Here is a 15005-nt window from a genome sequence, read left to right as displayed (position 1 = left end):
ATCAATTTAGGATAGACTTGAGTACAAGTTTACAGAGCCCCATAGCTGTTTTATTGCTATACTATCCTCAGCTGAAAAATTCTTATATAATCAAAATATTATTACTGATACAGTTTGTTTTATTCATTTTAAAAAAAGCTAAATTTAAGCGGCCATCTTGTTGCAGAGACGGTTATCCATACAAAGTAATGTGGAGTTTACTGGGAAAGTTTGATAAAATAAGCAGGTAGCAATTGGAGAGAAGAAGGAGATTAGTATTCATGGTAACGTTATTCAAGCGATCAACTAAATCGATTACAAGACCGTTGAAAAAGTACAATCGGATTGTAGCAGCCATTAATGCACTAGAAGCGAAATACCAAGGCATGTCCGATGAGGAACTTCAGCAAATGACGGCTATCTTTAAAGAACAACTACTAAAAGGAACGACTATAGAAAAAATTATTCCAGACGCTTTTGCTGTCGTTCGCGAAGCTTCAAAGCGTGTACTAAATATGCGCCATTTCGATTTTCAGTTACTAGGTGGATTAGTACTAGCTGAAGGAAATATCGCTGAAATGCCAACCGGCGAAGGAAAAACATTAGTATCCTCCCTTTCTGCATATGTTAGAGCGCTAGAAGGAAAAGGCGTACATATTATTACTGTCAATGACTATTTAGCAAAACGAGACTACGACCAAATAGGCCAAATCCATCGCTTTTTAGGATTGACGGTTGGGTTAAACCTTCCAATGATGCTTAGCGATGAAAAACAACAAGCTTATCAAGCAGATATAACGTATGGTGTCGGCACCGAATTTGGTTTTGATTATTTACGAGACAATATGGCACCCAGCTTGCAAGAAAAAGTACAGCGACCTTATCATTATGCAATTATCGATGAAGTCGATAGTGTCTTGATTGATGAAGCAAAAACACCTCTTATCGTCGCTGGAAAGATGAAAGTCAGCGCTGAGCTTCATCAAATTGCTTCCTTGCTGGCTCTGCGTTTTATTGAAGATGAAGATTACGAATACGATGATGAAACAAAAGCCACTTCCTTGACGGATAAAGGCATCGAAAAAGTGGAGAAAGCATTTGGAGTCGACAATCTATATGAGCTCGAACACCAGACGCTTTATCATTATGTGATTATGGCACTTCGTGCGCGCGTCATGTTTATACGAGATGTCGACTATATTGTCAAAGACGACAAAATTCTTCTGGTAGATATGTTCACGGGTCGTACTTTAGACGGTAGAACTCTTTCTGATGGTCTGCATCAGGCAATCGAAGCAAAAGAAAAAGTAGAAATTACCGAAGAAAACAAAGCACAGGCTCAAATTACGATACAGAATTTTTTCCGGATGTATCCGCATCTTTCCGGCATGACGGGCACAGCAAAAACTCAGCAAAAAGAATTCCGTGAAGTTTACGGCATGGATGTCATAGCAGTACCGACTAATCATCCGAAAATTCGGGTCGATTTGCTTGATCGCGTGTTTCAAACTGCGGACCATAAATACAAAATCGTTGCTGAGGAAGTTGGCAAGCTTCATCAAACTGGTCAGCCTGTTCTTATTGGTACTACATCCATCCTGCAATCAGAAGCCGTTGCTGCTTATTTGAAAAAGCACGATTTGACTTTTCAATTACTTAACGCGAAAAGCATGGAACAAGAAGTTGAGTTGATTTCGCAAGCAGGTCAGTTAAACCAAATTACAGTTGCCACCAATATGGCGGGTCGCGGCACCGATATCGTTCTAGGCGATGGAGTGGCAGAACTTGGCGGCTTACATGTGATTGGTACCGAAAAGCATGAAAATCGGAGAATTGATAATCAATTGCGTGGGCGATCTGGTCGTCAAGGCGATCCAGGTTCATCTCAATTCATCATTTCTCTTGAAGACGATATGTTCAAACGTTTTGCAAAAGAAGACGTTGAAAAATTCGAGAAAAAAATGAAAACGTCGAAAATTGGAGAAATTACCAATAAAGACATTCATGAACTAACTGATCGTACGCAACGAATTGTAGAAGGTTCTCACTTTTCCATGCGCGAGTATAACCTGAAACTTGATGATGTCATTAACGAGCAACGTAAAATCGTTTATGACCTTAGAAATCGCGTGCTCAGCGGACAAGAAAACTTCTCAATCGTGCAAGGCATGGTTCGAGACGCCGCTGATTATGTCATCTCTGAAACACTTCCTGAAAACGACGACATTCAATTGATTCATCTTGCTGCTATCAAACAGGACTTGCAACAACTATTAGGAGAATCCATCACGCTTTCCGAAAATTTAAGCAAACGAAAAGTCATTGACGCGGAAATCGAACCTTATTTGCACCGCATTTCCGAGTTTATTGGCTCCAATCAAGACGATCTTAAAGTCGCTAGAACTGTTCAACTCGTTATGCAATCACAAATTGATGCCATGTGGATCAAACACTTGGAGTCGATGGCTCACCTGAAAGAAGGCATCGGACTTCGTTCTTATCAACAAGAAGATCCTATGCGAATTTATCAAAAAGAAGGCCTTGAGCTATTCGCTTTGAATTTCCAGAACCTGCGTTATTCTGTTGCTTCAGAGATACTTGGATTTCTGCGCAACTTGAATCGCCACGAAAAGGGGTAAAAAAATTGAGTATTTTTTCTTTCTTCAACAAAACCGGGAAAACTGGAAAAGATTCCATTGTGTCTTCTACAGAACTAGGAGCCAGTTCCGAAACAGCATCTTTAGAAACACAAGAAGTGACACCTACTTTATCCATTTCTCAAGAGTGGGAGATTAGCAAAGAACAAGAATACGTCCTAAAATTCCTATCAAATGACCTCCCACCTTTGCAAGCAAACCAATTGTCGTTGGCAGGAATTGATATCGAAGCAGATCCATACACAGGCGATTGGAACGTCCAAGCCTTTTTCCGCTCATCGCTCGAACGTCCATTTACGATGGAAAAAGCCGAGTTGGTATTGCAAGATGGCAACAAAGAAACCATTGCGTCACAAGAATTCGATTTATCGGAATTGGGATCAATTCCCGCTCTGTCCAATCGCCCTTGGATTTTCAAATTCAAAAAAGATTCGATTCAAACGGCACAAGTTCCAACTGCCGATTGGTCATTAGCTTTTAATGTTCAATCTCTTGTGCCACATGTGTTGGATTTAGACATTTCCTGGGAAGAGGCATTATCAGCTGAAAAAAAATCCGTATTGAGAGATTTAGTCCAAAAACTCCCTAAGTTAAATTCTCAGGAATTGAATCTTACAGGGTTTCAGACAAGCTTTTCGGAAGATGGAAATTTAGCGGTTTCCGTTTTTATTCGTAACGGTTATTCAAAACAGATCGAATTAGAAAATTTGCCTTTGGAAATCATAGATGCAACGGGCTCCTCCGTAGTAAAAGGCTCCTTTAAACTAGCACCGCTCACTGTCAAAGCTAATACAACAAAACCTTGGACTTTCATTTTCCCGAAAGATACACTTCAAGTCAGCAATCCTGATTTGTCACGGTGGACAGCGCGGATTCCAAACTAACAAGAATAGGCTACGCGCCTATTCTTGTTTTTTGGCGAGGTGCGGTTCTCTCCTTCCGAGGTGCGGTTCTCTCTTTCCAAGGTGCGGTTCTCTCTTTCCGAGGTGCGCTTCTCTCCTTCCGAGGTGCGCTTCTCTCCTTCCGAGGTGCGCTTCTCTCCTTCCGAGGTGCGGTCACATAATTTGGACAGAAAAATACAGCCATTCCACTGGAATGGCTGTATTTTTTTCTATGCTCTTGTCGATCTGCGGCCACGACCATCGTATGCCAGTTGAGATTTTGAACGTTTTTCTTTTTCTTCGATTTCACGTACACGGTTCTCGATTGCGGCTGACACCAAGCCAAGAATTGTTCCAAAAGCAGCTCCAGCTACTACCTCAACCGGCTGGTGACCAAGTAACTCTTTCAAGTCTTTTTCACGCTCCACAAATTCAAAGCTTGGAAATTCGCCTGAGAATTTCACAAAGCTGTCTTCTAATTCATTCACTAGTCGAGCAATTTCTCCAGTATGGCGACGTATTCCTTGTGCATCGTACATCACGATGACACCAAATACGATTGCAAGGGCTGTCTCTGTATGACGTGCGCCTTTATTGGCAGCTACGTACGAGGCGAGTGCTGAAACACCAGCTGAGTGGGAGCTTGGCATGCCACCTGTTGTAAAGGCCTGTCTCCAATCCCATTGACCTGTTACGGTTTTGTGAGTGACGATTTTTAATGCTTGTGCCGCAGCAATCGCACTTAATGAAGTAATCATTCCTCGGTTCATCTTTCTCATCTGCTCATCCCCTAGTTTCAACTTGGCAAACTGTCGTTGCCATTCAATATACTTCTTTACCCATTATCGCAGGACATTATGTGAAATTTGTTTAACTTTTTGTAAATTTTCCGAATAGGACCGAGTGCATGAAATAGTAGTAATGATATGGATTACAAAATCGTTGTGAACGCTAGTTGTAACGTTCGGACGCAATTGCTTTTACTGCTGCACTAAAGTCTTTCATCGCTCTTTGTAAATTTCCACAAGGCCGACACGCTTTAATTCCATATCCATAATTTTAGGCAATCTGAAGAGATAGATAGATAAGACGAACATCCATAGTTGAAAAGTGAAGATTAATAGACGTTCGAGCAGCCCTGGATAGGGAAAATCGCTGTTTAAAACGAATGGAGTTGCGATGCCTGCTAAGACAATTACAATGGCACAAGCTAGCGTAAACTGTCCGATGCCGCGAAAGTTTTTGGTCAGCAACAGACCATGACCCATCATAAACAAAGCACCCACTGTTGCAATCAAAACGATCGCAGTTATTGCCAAATGCATAAAATTGCCAAAAGTCAGGACATCGCCTCCTTGCTCTAATGGAAATAACCCAAAGCCAATCAACGAAGCTATGTACATCACAATCAAAAGTATAGCTCCCAACTGCGCAGTTTTTTGAACTTGGTATTTGCGGAATAACACATAGACAGTAACTGAAAAAAGCAGCGCAAGCAGTCCGTAGCCAATGGTAAAGACCCTCAGCATTTCGGCGTCTGGTGCTCCGTTGCCGGTCAGTTCACTAATTGTCTGTCTGACGTGACTGTAACCGTCCCATAACACACTGCCCATAATGACGTGAGCCATATAAATGAGGACACTTAAAGCTCCGCTTAACGTCGCTATTTGCCATCCACTTTTCTGCTGAATCCACATTACCCGATCACCGCCATTTTTTCTAAATTTTTAATCCGTAGAGGGTTTCTAAAAGGACTACTTCACCTACTGTTTAATTAGTAGAAAAAGCTTTCTTTAAAGCTTTTGGTTAAATTCATTCCGCATTTTCTCGGCTAACCACTCGAATGTGACAATGACTTTACCTTTTGGAATTTTTTCGTATTGATCTCCGATACTTAGTTCAAATGAACAACCTGTATTTTCAGCCCTTAAATACCTTGTCAGTCCAATATTCATCATCTGCTGAACTTGACTCAATAGAGGCGCGATTTGCTCTGCCGTGTCTTGAAAATGCACATGAAACATATTCGTAACTGGCACGGTTGGAATCGTGGAAATCCCAGTACACCGATTAAAAAACGAAGCCAATTCAACAGCGTTCTCATAATATGCAGCCATGCGATCTTTGCGTTGCGCGAAATACGTTTCTGCACTCAAAATATACGGATACAATGAAATTAAATCGCCACCGTGACGCTTTTTCCAGATCTTTGATAGGGCCATAAAGTCTTGATCCCCCGCCAAAATGGCTCCAGCGATTCCACCAATGCCCTTATACATGGATAAATATACAGAATCAAATAAATCACATACTTCTTTAATAGTTTTCTGATAATAAGGCAAGCACTCCAAAATACGTGCACCGTCTAAATGCAGCTTAATGCCTTGTTCGCGACAGTATGCTGAAATTGCCTCAAGTGTTTCAAAACTGGGCAGCTGACCACCAATTTCGCGTTGCGGCAATTCCAGTAACAAACAAGCAATTTTTTCATCCATAGACAACACGTCTGATAATTCAATCACACGGCCTTTATCAGCCAAAAGAATCGTTTCAATACCATGCAATTCCTTTAATCCGTCTTCTTCGTGAATTTCCAAATGACTCAATGGATGATAAGCAACTTTTTTGATGCCTTGTTGATCACACCAAATTCGCAAAGCAATTTGCTGTGCCATTGTGCCACTTGGAAAAAACACCGCTGTTTGTTTTCCTAAAAATTCCGCCATTTGTTCTTGAAAACCTTCAATAACTGGACCACTTCCATAATTATCACTCTTTAAGTGGCCATCGATTGACTCAAAGACATCCTTTAAAACTGCTACGTTTCTCGGTCCGTGCCCCGCTAATTGATGTAAAGACGTTTCGTAGGTTTCCATTAATTCAGCGTTGCTCATATTCATCGCTCCTCCAGAATTCAGAATAGTCTTTCTTTTAATTTTACTATAACATGAGTTGAAAAAAAGGTGTTTTCTACATAAAAATCCCGCCTGCAATCCATTTACGGATTTCAGGCGGGATTGTTTTTTAGCTTAAGCTTTGAGAAGATACTTCAACTGGATGCGTTGCTTCATAAAGCAAGCCTTCCAATTCATCACGGTAATCCGTAGTTTGTTCTTCGGTCCAATTAAAGGTTTTGCTCATATAAGCAGTGACTGATTCTTTATGTGCATGAACCCAGTGGATATCGAAGAACAACGCTCCAGTACGACGGATAAAGAAGTCAATTGGCTTATAGGCGGATTCGTATTCTACTGAATAACGCAACATCGCGTACACTAATGGATCAAGACCCGCGTCTGTCGCTTCGTCGAGGCCAGCTGTATAGAAATGCAACACTTTATCGACATTCGCACCGTAGCGACTTACGAGCATACGCATTGCATCAGCTGTTAAGCCCATGCTGCCTGCTTGTTGGACGCGGTCAGCCATAAAGGTTTCAAAACCTTTTGAACCGCCCACTTCTCCGCCTGCAATCGGCAATCGTTTAGTTGAACTTTTTGGATATTTGACTCCATCTTCTTTTTGCAATTGCTCTGCTACTAGATTGACGATGCTTTCGCCCATTTTACGGTAGCCGGTCAATTTACCACCCGCAATCGAAATCAAACCAGAATCCGAAACAAAAATTTCATCTTTTCGTGAAATTTCAGAGGGGTCCTTGCCTTCTTCATGAACCAATGGACGTAAACCAGCCCAGCTAGATTCAACGTCTTGTTCCGTAATCGCGACTTCTGGGAACATAAAGTCGACCGCTTTCAAGACATAATTCCGGTCTTCTAACGTCATCGTTGGATGTGCAATATCTTGCTTGTAAACCGTATCCGTTGTTCCTACATAAACTTTGCCTTGACGCGGAATCGCAAATGCCATCCGGCCATCTGGCATATCAAAATAGATGGCTTGTTTTAACGGGAATCTACGACCATCAAAAACTAAGTGAATGCCTTTTGTTAGCTGAAGAGTTTTGCCAAATTTCGAGTGATCTTCGTCGCGCAATGTATCAACCCATGGGCCAGCCGCATTGACGATTTTTTTCGCAAATAATTCATGAATTGTGCCGTTGATTTGATCTTCTACTTCAATACCGACTACTTTGCCGTTATCGTAGATAAAGCTTTTGACTTTTGCGTAATTCATTGCCATTGCGCCTTTTTCAATCGCTTTTTTCATAACTTCCATCGTTAAGCGTGCGTCATCGGTTTTGTATTCGACGTAATACCCTCCGCCTTTAAGGTCTTTTTTCTTTAATAAAGGCTCGCGGCGCAATGTTTCTTCTTTGCTTAACATTTTACGACGTTCATCTTTTTTAACACCTGCCAAAAAATCATACACACGCAAGCCGACATTTGTGCTGAGCGGTCCAAACGTTCCGCCTTTGTAAAATGGCAAAAGCATCCATTCGGGGGTAGTCACATGTGGTCCATTTTCATAAACGATTTCGCGTTCCTTGCCGACTTCCGCAACCATTTTCACTTCAAATTGCTTTAGGTAGCGCAACCCTCCGTGAACCAATTTGGTAGAACGACTACTTGTACCTGCTGCAAAATCCTGCATCTCTACAACTGCTACATTCATGCCACGTACGGACGCATCCAGTGCGATCCCAGCACCTGTGATTCCTCCACCAATGACTAGTACATCTAATTGTGACTGTTTCATCTGGTTATAACGTTCATTTCTGTTTAAGCTTGAAAATTTCATAAGTTAATCTGCTCCTTTTTTTAGATGAGTTTTTACTGCTACGATTCCCCAAAATTGTGTTCTTGCGGGCCTACCGATCGACGTGGTGTGTTCAATCTATTCCCTATCAAACTTGTATACCCGTTTTTCCATATAAAAAGAGAGATCCAGGCACAGTTGCAGAATTTTTCTGCTAAACTGGCTTGGTCTCTCAAAGTCTCCGGCCATATATCTCTCATAATTAACTTGTAAGTTATTTTGCTGGTTTAAATGATCGTGTTGCCGCTACTGCGTTTTTCCAGCCTTCGTAAAGCTTTTCGCTTGTTTCAACTGGCATATCACATGTAAAGCTCTTGTCGATCTTCCATTGCTGTGCGATTTCTTCTTTGTCTTTCCAGAATCCTACTGCAAGACCCGCTAAATAAGCTGCGCCTAGAGCTGTCGTTTCCTGAACGACTGGACGTTCTACAGGAACATCTAGAATATCACTTTGGAACTGCATAAGCAAATCGTTAGCAACTGCGCCACCATCCACACGCAAAGTCTTTAACTCAATCCCTGCATCTTCTATCATAACATCTACAACGTCTTTTGTCTGGTATGCGAGCGCCTCAAGTGTTGCACGAATGAAATGAGCCTTTGTTGTTCCGCGTGTTAAACCGAAAACTGCACCGCGTGCATCGGTATCCCAGTAAGGCGTTCCAAGTCCGACAAATGCTGGTACCATATAAACGCCGTCTGTCGAATCAACTTGCATCGCGTAGTTTTCACTTTCTGGTGCATTTTCAATGATTTGCAAACCATCACGCAACCATTGAATTGCTGAACCTGCTACAAAAATACTGCCTTCAAGCGCATATTCAACTTTCCCGTCAACACCCCATGCCAATGTTGTCAATAGTCCGTGTTCCGAATCGACACCTTTTTCACCGGTGTTCATCAACATGAAACAGCCTGTGCCGTATGTGTTTTTCGCCATGCCTTTTTCAAAGCAAGCTTGACCGAATAGCGCAGCTTGCTGATCTCCAGCCATACCGGCAATCGGTACTTCATGACCGAAGAAATGGTAATCGATCGTATTGGCATAAACTTCAGATGATTGACGCACTTCTGGTAGCATGCTCTTTGGCACTGTCAAAATATCCAATAATTCCTGATCCCATTCCAAGTCATAAATATTGTACATCAATGTACGCGACGCGTTACTGTAATCCGTGACGTGCGCTTTACCGCCTGACAGTTTATAGACCAGCCACGTATCAATGGTTCCAAACATTAAGTCGCCATTATCCGCTTTTTCACGTGCGCCTTCAACATTATCAAGAATCCATTTTACTTTCGTTCCTGAGAAGTAAGCATCAATCAAAAGACCGGTTTTCTTACGGAACACTTCGTTTAACCCTTGTTCTTTTAATTCGGTGCAAATACCATCTGTTTGACGTGACTGCCAAACGATCGCCTTATAAATTGGTTTACCTGTATGACGGTCCCAGACGACTGTCGTTTCACGTTGGTTGGTAATCCCAATGCCTGCAATTTGGCTTGGGCTAATGTCTGATTTGCGTAGTACTTCCGCCATACATGCCAGTACGGAAGTCCAGATTTCATTGGCATCATGCTCTACCCAGCCTGGTTTCGGAAAGAATTGCTGAAATTCTTGCTGGCTTGATTCAACGATTTCACCTTTATGATTGAATAATACTGCACGCGAACTCGTCGTTCCTTGGTCTATGGATAAAATATAATCTTTGCTCAAAATGATCTCCTCCTATTATAAGTTATGAAAGTTTTTCTTCGATTGTATCTGCAGTTGTATGCTCTTTTTTTAATTCTACACTTGCTGCTCCAAATAATACTAGCAATAAGACGGCGCTCATAACCCAAAATGGTAAATCGTATGCACCGGTAAACATAGCTTTATAAAACAATGCTCCGTAAATACCACCAAAAACAGGACCGACAACTGGTACCCACGCATATGACCAGTCAGAGCTTCCTTTGCCTGGAATTGGCAGCAAAGCGTGTGCAATACGTGGACCTAAGTCACGCGCAGGGTTAATCGCGTATCCTGTCGTGCCCCCTAGCGACATCCCGATTGCAACGATCAATGCACCAACGATTAACGGATTTAAGCCTTCAGTAAAGTCATTAGCACCAATGAACAATAAGCCCATTACTAATACAGCTGTACCAATAATTTCACTAACTAAGTTAGAGAATGGTCGACGAATCGCTGGACCTGTAGCAAAAACCGCTAGTTTCGCAGCTTTGTCTTCAGTCCGTCTCCAGTGCGGTAAATAATTTAAGAAAACAATAACTGCACCGAAAATGGCACCGAGCATTTGTGCTGCAATGTAAACGGGTACTTTTGCCCAAGGAAAGTCACCAACAGACGCAAGACCAAGTGTTACTGCCGGATTTAAATGCGCTCCTGAAAAATTCCCTACTGCATAGACACCCATTGTAACCGCTAGACCCCAAGCAAGCGTGATCAAAACCCAACCACCATTTTCCGCTTTCGAATCTTTTAAAACTGCACCTGCCACAACGCCACCACCAAAGATAATCAAAATCATCGTACCAATTACTTCTGCTAAAAATTCCGTCATCGTTTTACACCCCTTTGTTTTTAGCTTCAGAACGGATTAGAAGAAAACAAAAAGACCCACACTGAACCAGACACTCTTTTTTTAAAGGTGCTTGCTTCAGTGCGGGTCTCCATTTCTCCAACACAGTTCTTAACTTGTAAGTATAAAGTTATCAGTTAATGAAAACGCTGTCAACCGTTATATTTTCCATAATTCTGGTTGTGATGTGGAAATGGCTTTTGCTCCGCCATCGTAAGCAAGTTGAATGTCCTCTTTTGTCCGAATCAGTCCACCCGCAATAACCGGGATCCCCGTTTTATCGAAAACTTCCTTGATAACAGAAGGAATGATTCCCGGCAAAATTTCGATGTAATCGGGTTTCACTTGATTGATTAACTTGATGTTGTGCTCAAGCGCCTGACTGTCTAGCAAAAACAAACGTTGAATCGTCAGCAGCTTATTCTTCTTCGCCAAGGAGATAACATTGCTTCGTGTTGAAACGACACCATCTGGTTTCACTTCTCTAACCAGATACTCGAATCCATAAGCATCTGTTTTCAGTCCTTGAATCAAATCCACATGCAAAATCACTTTTTTATTCGCTGCTTTGGCGACTTGTACCAATTGCTTTAACTGCGCCAACCGTATTTCCAAAAAAATGATGTACTCATGATCGCTATTTAGTAAGCGTTCAAATTCTTTCATATTGCGCAAAACAGGCAAAACGCCTTTTAACTCATGCACCAGGTTTCCTCCTCAAATTGTTGCCATCCCTTTACGTACCATTATCCGCCCAAACCGCTTCCCATTCAAAGATTTCGTATTTTCTAGCACCTTCTACGATGTACGGATCTGCCTTCACCAATGCTTCACAGTTTGCAAATGACTCAGCTCGATAAATAACAAGTCCGCCAGAGCCATCTACAAATTTCCCATTGACTACTACTTGTCCACTGTTGCGCTGAGCTGCTAGAAATGCCAAGTGCTGCGCTCGAAACTCCTGACTTTTGTTAGCGTCTTTCATGGGCAATAATACCGCAAAATATCTCATAAGAACATCTCCTTCCTCATTATTATAATGAGAAAAATAAGAAAAGTCAGTTTTTCTCAACGAATCCCATTGTGCAGTACTTCGATATTACCATTTTATGGATATACTGTCCGATTCTCTTAAAATACTGTCCAAACTGGCGAAATACTGTCCAGTTCAGATAGAATACTGTCCAAGTTCTGTCATTTACTGTCCAAACCCTCTGAATAGGATAAAATAGAGTGACCTATACTTGATTCAGGAGGAGCGAATCGAAAATGCAGATGACCAAAAAAAGACCTATTTAGCAATAAACGTTTATGCCCCGATTTTCCCCTATAAATTGCTATGTCGTAGATGAAGGAAAAGAGTTAACTTTAATTGATGCTGCCTTAGGATTTACTGCCAAACAGATTTTATTATCAATCAAGGTCATGAAAAAACCGTTAACCCAGATTGTCATTACCCATGCACATATCGATCACTTGGGTGCACTTGATGCTATCAAGCAAGAATGGCCTGACGTTGTCGTTAGTATGTCTTCGCGCGACGCTCGCCTGCTTGCTGATGACACTAGCCTGCTCTCTAGTGAGCCCAATTCACCGATAAAAGGTGGCATTCCGAAAACGATCAAAACGCCGCCTGACCGCCTTCTCGAAGAAGGTGACACGATTGGTTCACTCGAAGTCGTAAGTACACCTGGTTCCATTTCATTAATTGATACGCGCAACCGATTTCTCGTTGCCGGTGACGCTTTCCAAACACGCGGCGGTATCGCCGTTTCCGCTACAGTCAACGTATTATTTCCATTTCCTGCTTTTGCGACTTGGGACAAACAAGTAGCTCTTGAAAGTGCTCAGAAAATTCTCCAGCTAACCCCACAGTTGCTCGCAGTTGGACATGGGCAAATGATTGAAAAACCCCTTGAAGCTATTAACTTAGCGATTTTAGAAAGCGAGAAAAATCTTTACTATAAAGAGACTTAGTGTCACGTTAAGTATTCGGTTGAAAATTTTTTCGCATAACCACTTTTTTAAAAATTCACTGACTCTTAATTTGGTTACCAAGTCCTCTTTTCAACTTAGCCAACTCTAAAAAAATGTCCTTTTCCCGAAATCTATTTGAGGCAATTTCTCAAACTTAATTTTGCTGAACATCCCATTATTTTTTTGGGGTACATGTATCTTATTCCTCTCTCACAACTGTCATTTCTACTATTTCAGGACTATAATCAGAGTAAGAGTATCGGAGGGATTAGCTATGGATACGGAGAAAAAAATAAAGCAATGGCAACAAGCTTCGTTAATAGATCAAGACACGGTAGACAGACTTTTAGCATTCGAGAAACGTCAACCTGCTCCTAAAAAATTACCGTTACTTTTGATGATTGGGTTCATTTTCTTCTCTCTTGCCGTCTTTAGCTTTATCGCAGCAAACTGGCAGTTGATCCCTGATGGAGCTAAAGTCGGGCTGATGCTGTCATTAATGTGGTTATTTTATAGTGTTGCTTATTTTTCAGAGAAACAAGCTTTTGGTTATCCTCTGCTGTTTAGAGTCATTGGTCTCGCCATGTTTGGTGCTACTTTGCTGACAGTGGCACAAACTTTCCATTTTCCACTGGCAAATTCCTTTTTGCCTTGGGCGCTGTTTTTGGCCGCAATCGCTCACTACTTTTACTGGCGGCATGTTATTTATTCTGTTCTCGGATTTTTCTTTGGAGCAGCTGTTTTAATCTCATTTGTGCCTGAAATCGGTTGGCTAGAATGGAGCGTCTTCATTGTTATTGCAGCAGCTTGGTTTTACTTTAGTCGAACCTTTGCCTCTTTGGCATTCAGTTGGATGTTGCTATTCGCTTCTGGTTTTATGCTATGGATTCTAGTAGATTACAACAGTACACTATGGCCAATTTGGACTTTGTTTGCGCTCGTCTTGTTGTTCGCCATTATTCCCGAAAACAAGCAGCGAATGATGCGGCCGCTTTATCTAATTACAGCAGGTATGCTAATCGTCGTATACTTAGCGATTCGCGGACAAACGTTCATTGGTTTGGTTGATAAAAGTCATTTTGCAGAAGCCGTCGCTCTAGCTTTTGCTGGTATCGCCGTTCTGCTTTTCAGTTTTTTCAAATTCCGTTCTCTCATGTGGATTGCACTTCCTGGCACCATTGGGTTATTGCTCTATGACGAAACAGCGATTGGCCTTGCAGTTGTTGCGGAATTAGGTGGCCTTGCCTACTTAATTATGGCCCAGCGCCAAAATCAACCTCTTGGACTAGGATTTGTCTATTTCATCGTTGTACAGTTTGTTATTTATATCATTTATGCATGGGAACGCCTCGACATGTCGCTGTTCTTCTTGCTTGGCGCTTTACTGTTGTTCCTGTTATCAGCTGTAGCCTGGTGGATCAATCGCCGGAAAGAAGGTGTCACGTCATGAAAACCTGGCTCTTCCCAATCGTCCAAACAGCCGTCGTCTTAATTCTACTAGTTAGTTATTACGCAGCATCATGGTTCGGCGAGCAGTATGTGTTAAGGGCTGAACCTTTTGATCCAGTTGATCCATTTTACGGTGAATATGTTGCGCTGCAATACCCCGATTTGCAGTCAGCTTCTATCAATAATGACGATTCTGTTTATTTTACTTTAAAATCGGCAGATGATGGCTATGCGGTTATCGATCGTATTGAAAATGAAGCTTTCTTCGGGGCCATTAAAGGTTCTGTTTACAATGGTAACGTCACTGCACCACAATTAGAACAATTTTATGTCGAACAAGGAATGGGCCCTCAACTTGAAGCAGCGCGTGACTTGCAAGTGACTATAGACGTTTCTCGTTGGGGGACGCTTCGTCCAATCAGTTTACAACAACGGACAAAATAAAATACAAAAAAGTTCAATCAATAACTGATTGAACTTTTTTACTGTATGAATCAATTTCATAAATCGCCCTTTTAAAAAAGTGTAGACGGTTTTTCGGACCATTTTTCCTGTTTTTAAAATTTAAGCGGCTGCTAAAGTACGGTTTCTAGCGACTTTCAAACGATCGCTCGCCAATCGGGACGCGTTGTAAATCAACGAAACGAGTTCAAAATGGACTTTCGCTTTCTTGCCTGTCCGGTGTCGAACATTATTCAAATCGAAATACTCCTTCAAGTAAGCGTTGACGCGTTCCACTGCGGCGCGCTGTTTAT

At 41.8% G+C, this 15005-nt stretch carries 13 protein-coding genes and 1 pseudogene; 5 read left to right on the top strand and 9 right to left on the bottom strand.

The window, feature by feature from the left end; genetic code table 11:
- Positions 1-260 precede the first annotated feature (260 nt).
- Together secA2 and QMF37_RS02195 are read left to right on the top strand one after the other, a co-directional pair.
- Entirely contained in the window at positions 261-2618 is a 2358-nt protein-coding gene (secA2, locus tag QMF37_RS02200; RefSeq protein ID WP_283476343.1) for an accessory Sec system translocase SecA2, read from the top strand.
- Positions 2619-2623: 5 nt separating this feature from the next.
- Positions 2624-3520 (top strand): accessory Sec system S-layer assembly protein, encoded by an 897-nt coding sequence (locus QMF37_RS02195; protein ID WP_283476342.1) that lies wholly within the window; start codon positions 2624-2626, stop codon positions 3518-3520.
- Between the two features lie 227 nt (positions 3521-3747).
- On the opposite strand, the gene QMF37_RS02190 is transcribed toward QMF37_RS02195, so the two are convergent.
- The 8 genes from QMF37_RS02190 to QMF37_RS02155 form a co-directional block, all read right to left on the bottom strand.
- Positions 3748-4296, bottom strand: a complete 549-nt coding sequence (locus QMF37_RS02190) for a divergent PAP2 family protein (protein ID WP_058384627.1) — start codon at positions 4294-4296, stop codon at positions 3748-3750.
- A gap of 222 nt (positions 4297-4518) precedes the next feature.
- On the bottom strand, positions 4519-5214 hold the full coding sequence (locus QMF37_RS02185) for a DUF998 domain-containing protein (protein ID WP_058384626.1): 696 nt from the start codon (positions 5212-5214) through the stop codon (positions 4519-4521).
- Positions 5215-5310: 96 nt separating this feature from the next.
- Entirely contained in the window at positions 5311-6411 is a 1101-nt protein-coding gene (locus tag QMF37_RS02180; protein WP_151897515.1) for a threonine aldolase family protein, read from the bottom strand.
- Between the two features lie 130 nt (positions 6412-6541).
- A complete protein-coding gene (locus tag QMF37_RS02175; RefSeq protein ID WP_078080624.1) occupies positions 6542-8218 on the bottom strand; it encodes a glycerol-3-phosphate dehydrogenase/oxidase in 1677 nt (558 codons plus the stop codon).
- Between the two features lie 232 nt (positions 8219-8450).
- Entirely contained in the window at positions 8451-9953 is a 1503-nt protein-coding gene (glpK, locus tag QMF37_RS02170) for a glycerol kinase GlpK (RefSeq protein WP_071153310.1), read from the bottom strand.
- A 22-nt stretch (positions 9954-9975) separates the two neighbouring features.
- Entirely contained in the window at positions 9976-10806 is an 831-nt protein-coding gene (locus tag QMF37_RS02165; protein WP_078080625.1) for an MIP/aquaporin family protein, read from the bottom strand.
- A gap of 177 nt (positions 10807-10983) precedes the next feature.
- The gene (locus QMF37_RS02160; RefSeq protein ID WP_058384621.1) at positions 10984-11529 is read right to left on the bottom strand and encodes a glycerol-3-phosphate responsive antiterminator; all 546 of its coding nucleotides are present in this window, start codon (positions 11527-11529) and stop codon (positions 10984-10986) included.
- Positions 11530-11560: 31 nt separating this feature from the next.
- Positions 11561-11836 (bottom strand): YciI family protein, encoded by a 276-nt coding sequence (locus tag QMF37_RS02155; RefSeq protein WP_071153312.1) that lies wholly within the window; start codon positions 11834-11836, stop codon positions 11561-11563.
- Positions 11837-12135: 299 nt separating this feature from the next.
- Between QMF37_RS02155 and QMF37_RS02150 the strand changes: the two genes are divergently transcribed.
- The 3 genes from QMF37_RS02150 to QMF37_RS02140 all read left to right on the top strand — a co-directional run bounded on the left by QMF37_RS02150 (position 12136) and on the right by QMF37_RS02140 (position 14694).
- Positions 12136-12801, top strand: a complete 666-nt coding sequence (locus tag QMF37_RS02150) for an MBL fold metallo-hydrolase (protein ID WP_283476337.1) — start codon at positions 12136-12138, stop codon at positions 12799-12801.
- A 274-nt stretch (positions 12802-13075) separates the two neighbouring features.
- Positions 13076-14251 carry a DUF2157 domain-containing protein gene (locus QMF37_RS02145; RefSeq protein ID WP_283476336.1) on the top strand — a complete coding sequence of 392 codons (1176 nt, stop codon included), beginning with the start codon at positions 13076-13078 and terminating at the stop codon, positions 14249-14251.
- Positions 14248-14694 (top strand): GDYXXLXY domain-containing protein, encoded by a 447-nt coding sequence (locus tag QMF37_RS02140; RefSeq protein ID WP_058384617.1) that lies wholly within the window; start codon positions 14248-14250, stop codon positions 14692-14694. Before QMF37_RS02145 ends, QMF37_RS02140 begins: the two co-directional genes overlap by 4 nt.
- Positions 14695-14814: 120 nt before the next feature.
- On the opposite strand, the pseudogene QMF37_RS02135 reads toward QMF37_RS02140, so the two are convergent.
- Positions 14815-15005: pseudogene (locus QMF37_RS02135) on the bottom strand (IS5/IS1182 family transposase); the annotation flags it as partial.

This window comes from Planococcus sp. S3-L1, from assembly GCF_030063085.1.
GTDB classification, from domain to species: domain Bacteria; phylum Bacillota; class Bacilli; order Bacillales_A; family Planococcaceae; genus Planococcus; species Planococcus kocurii.
This window is presented reverse-complemented; position numbering and strand designations above follow the sequence as displayed.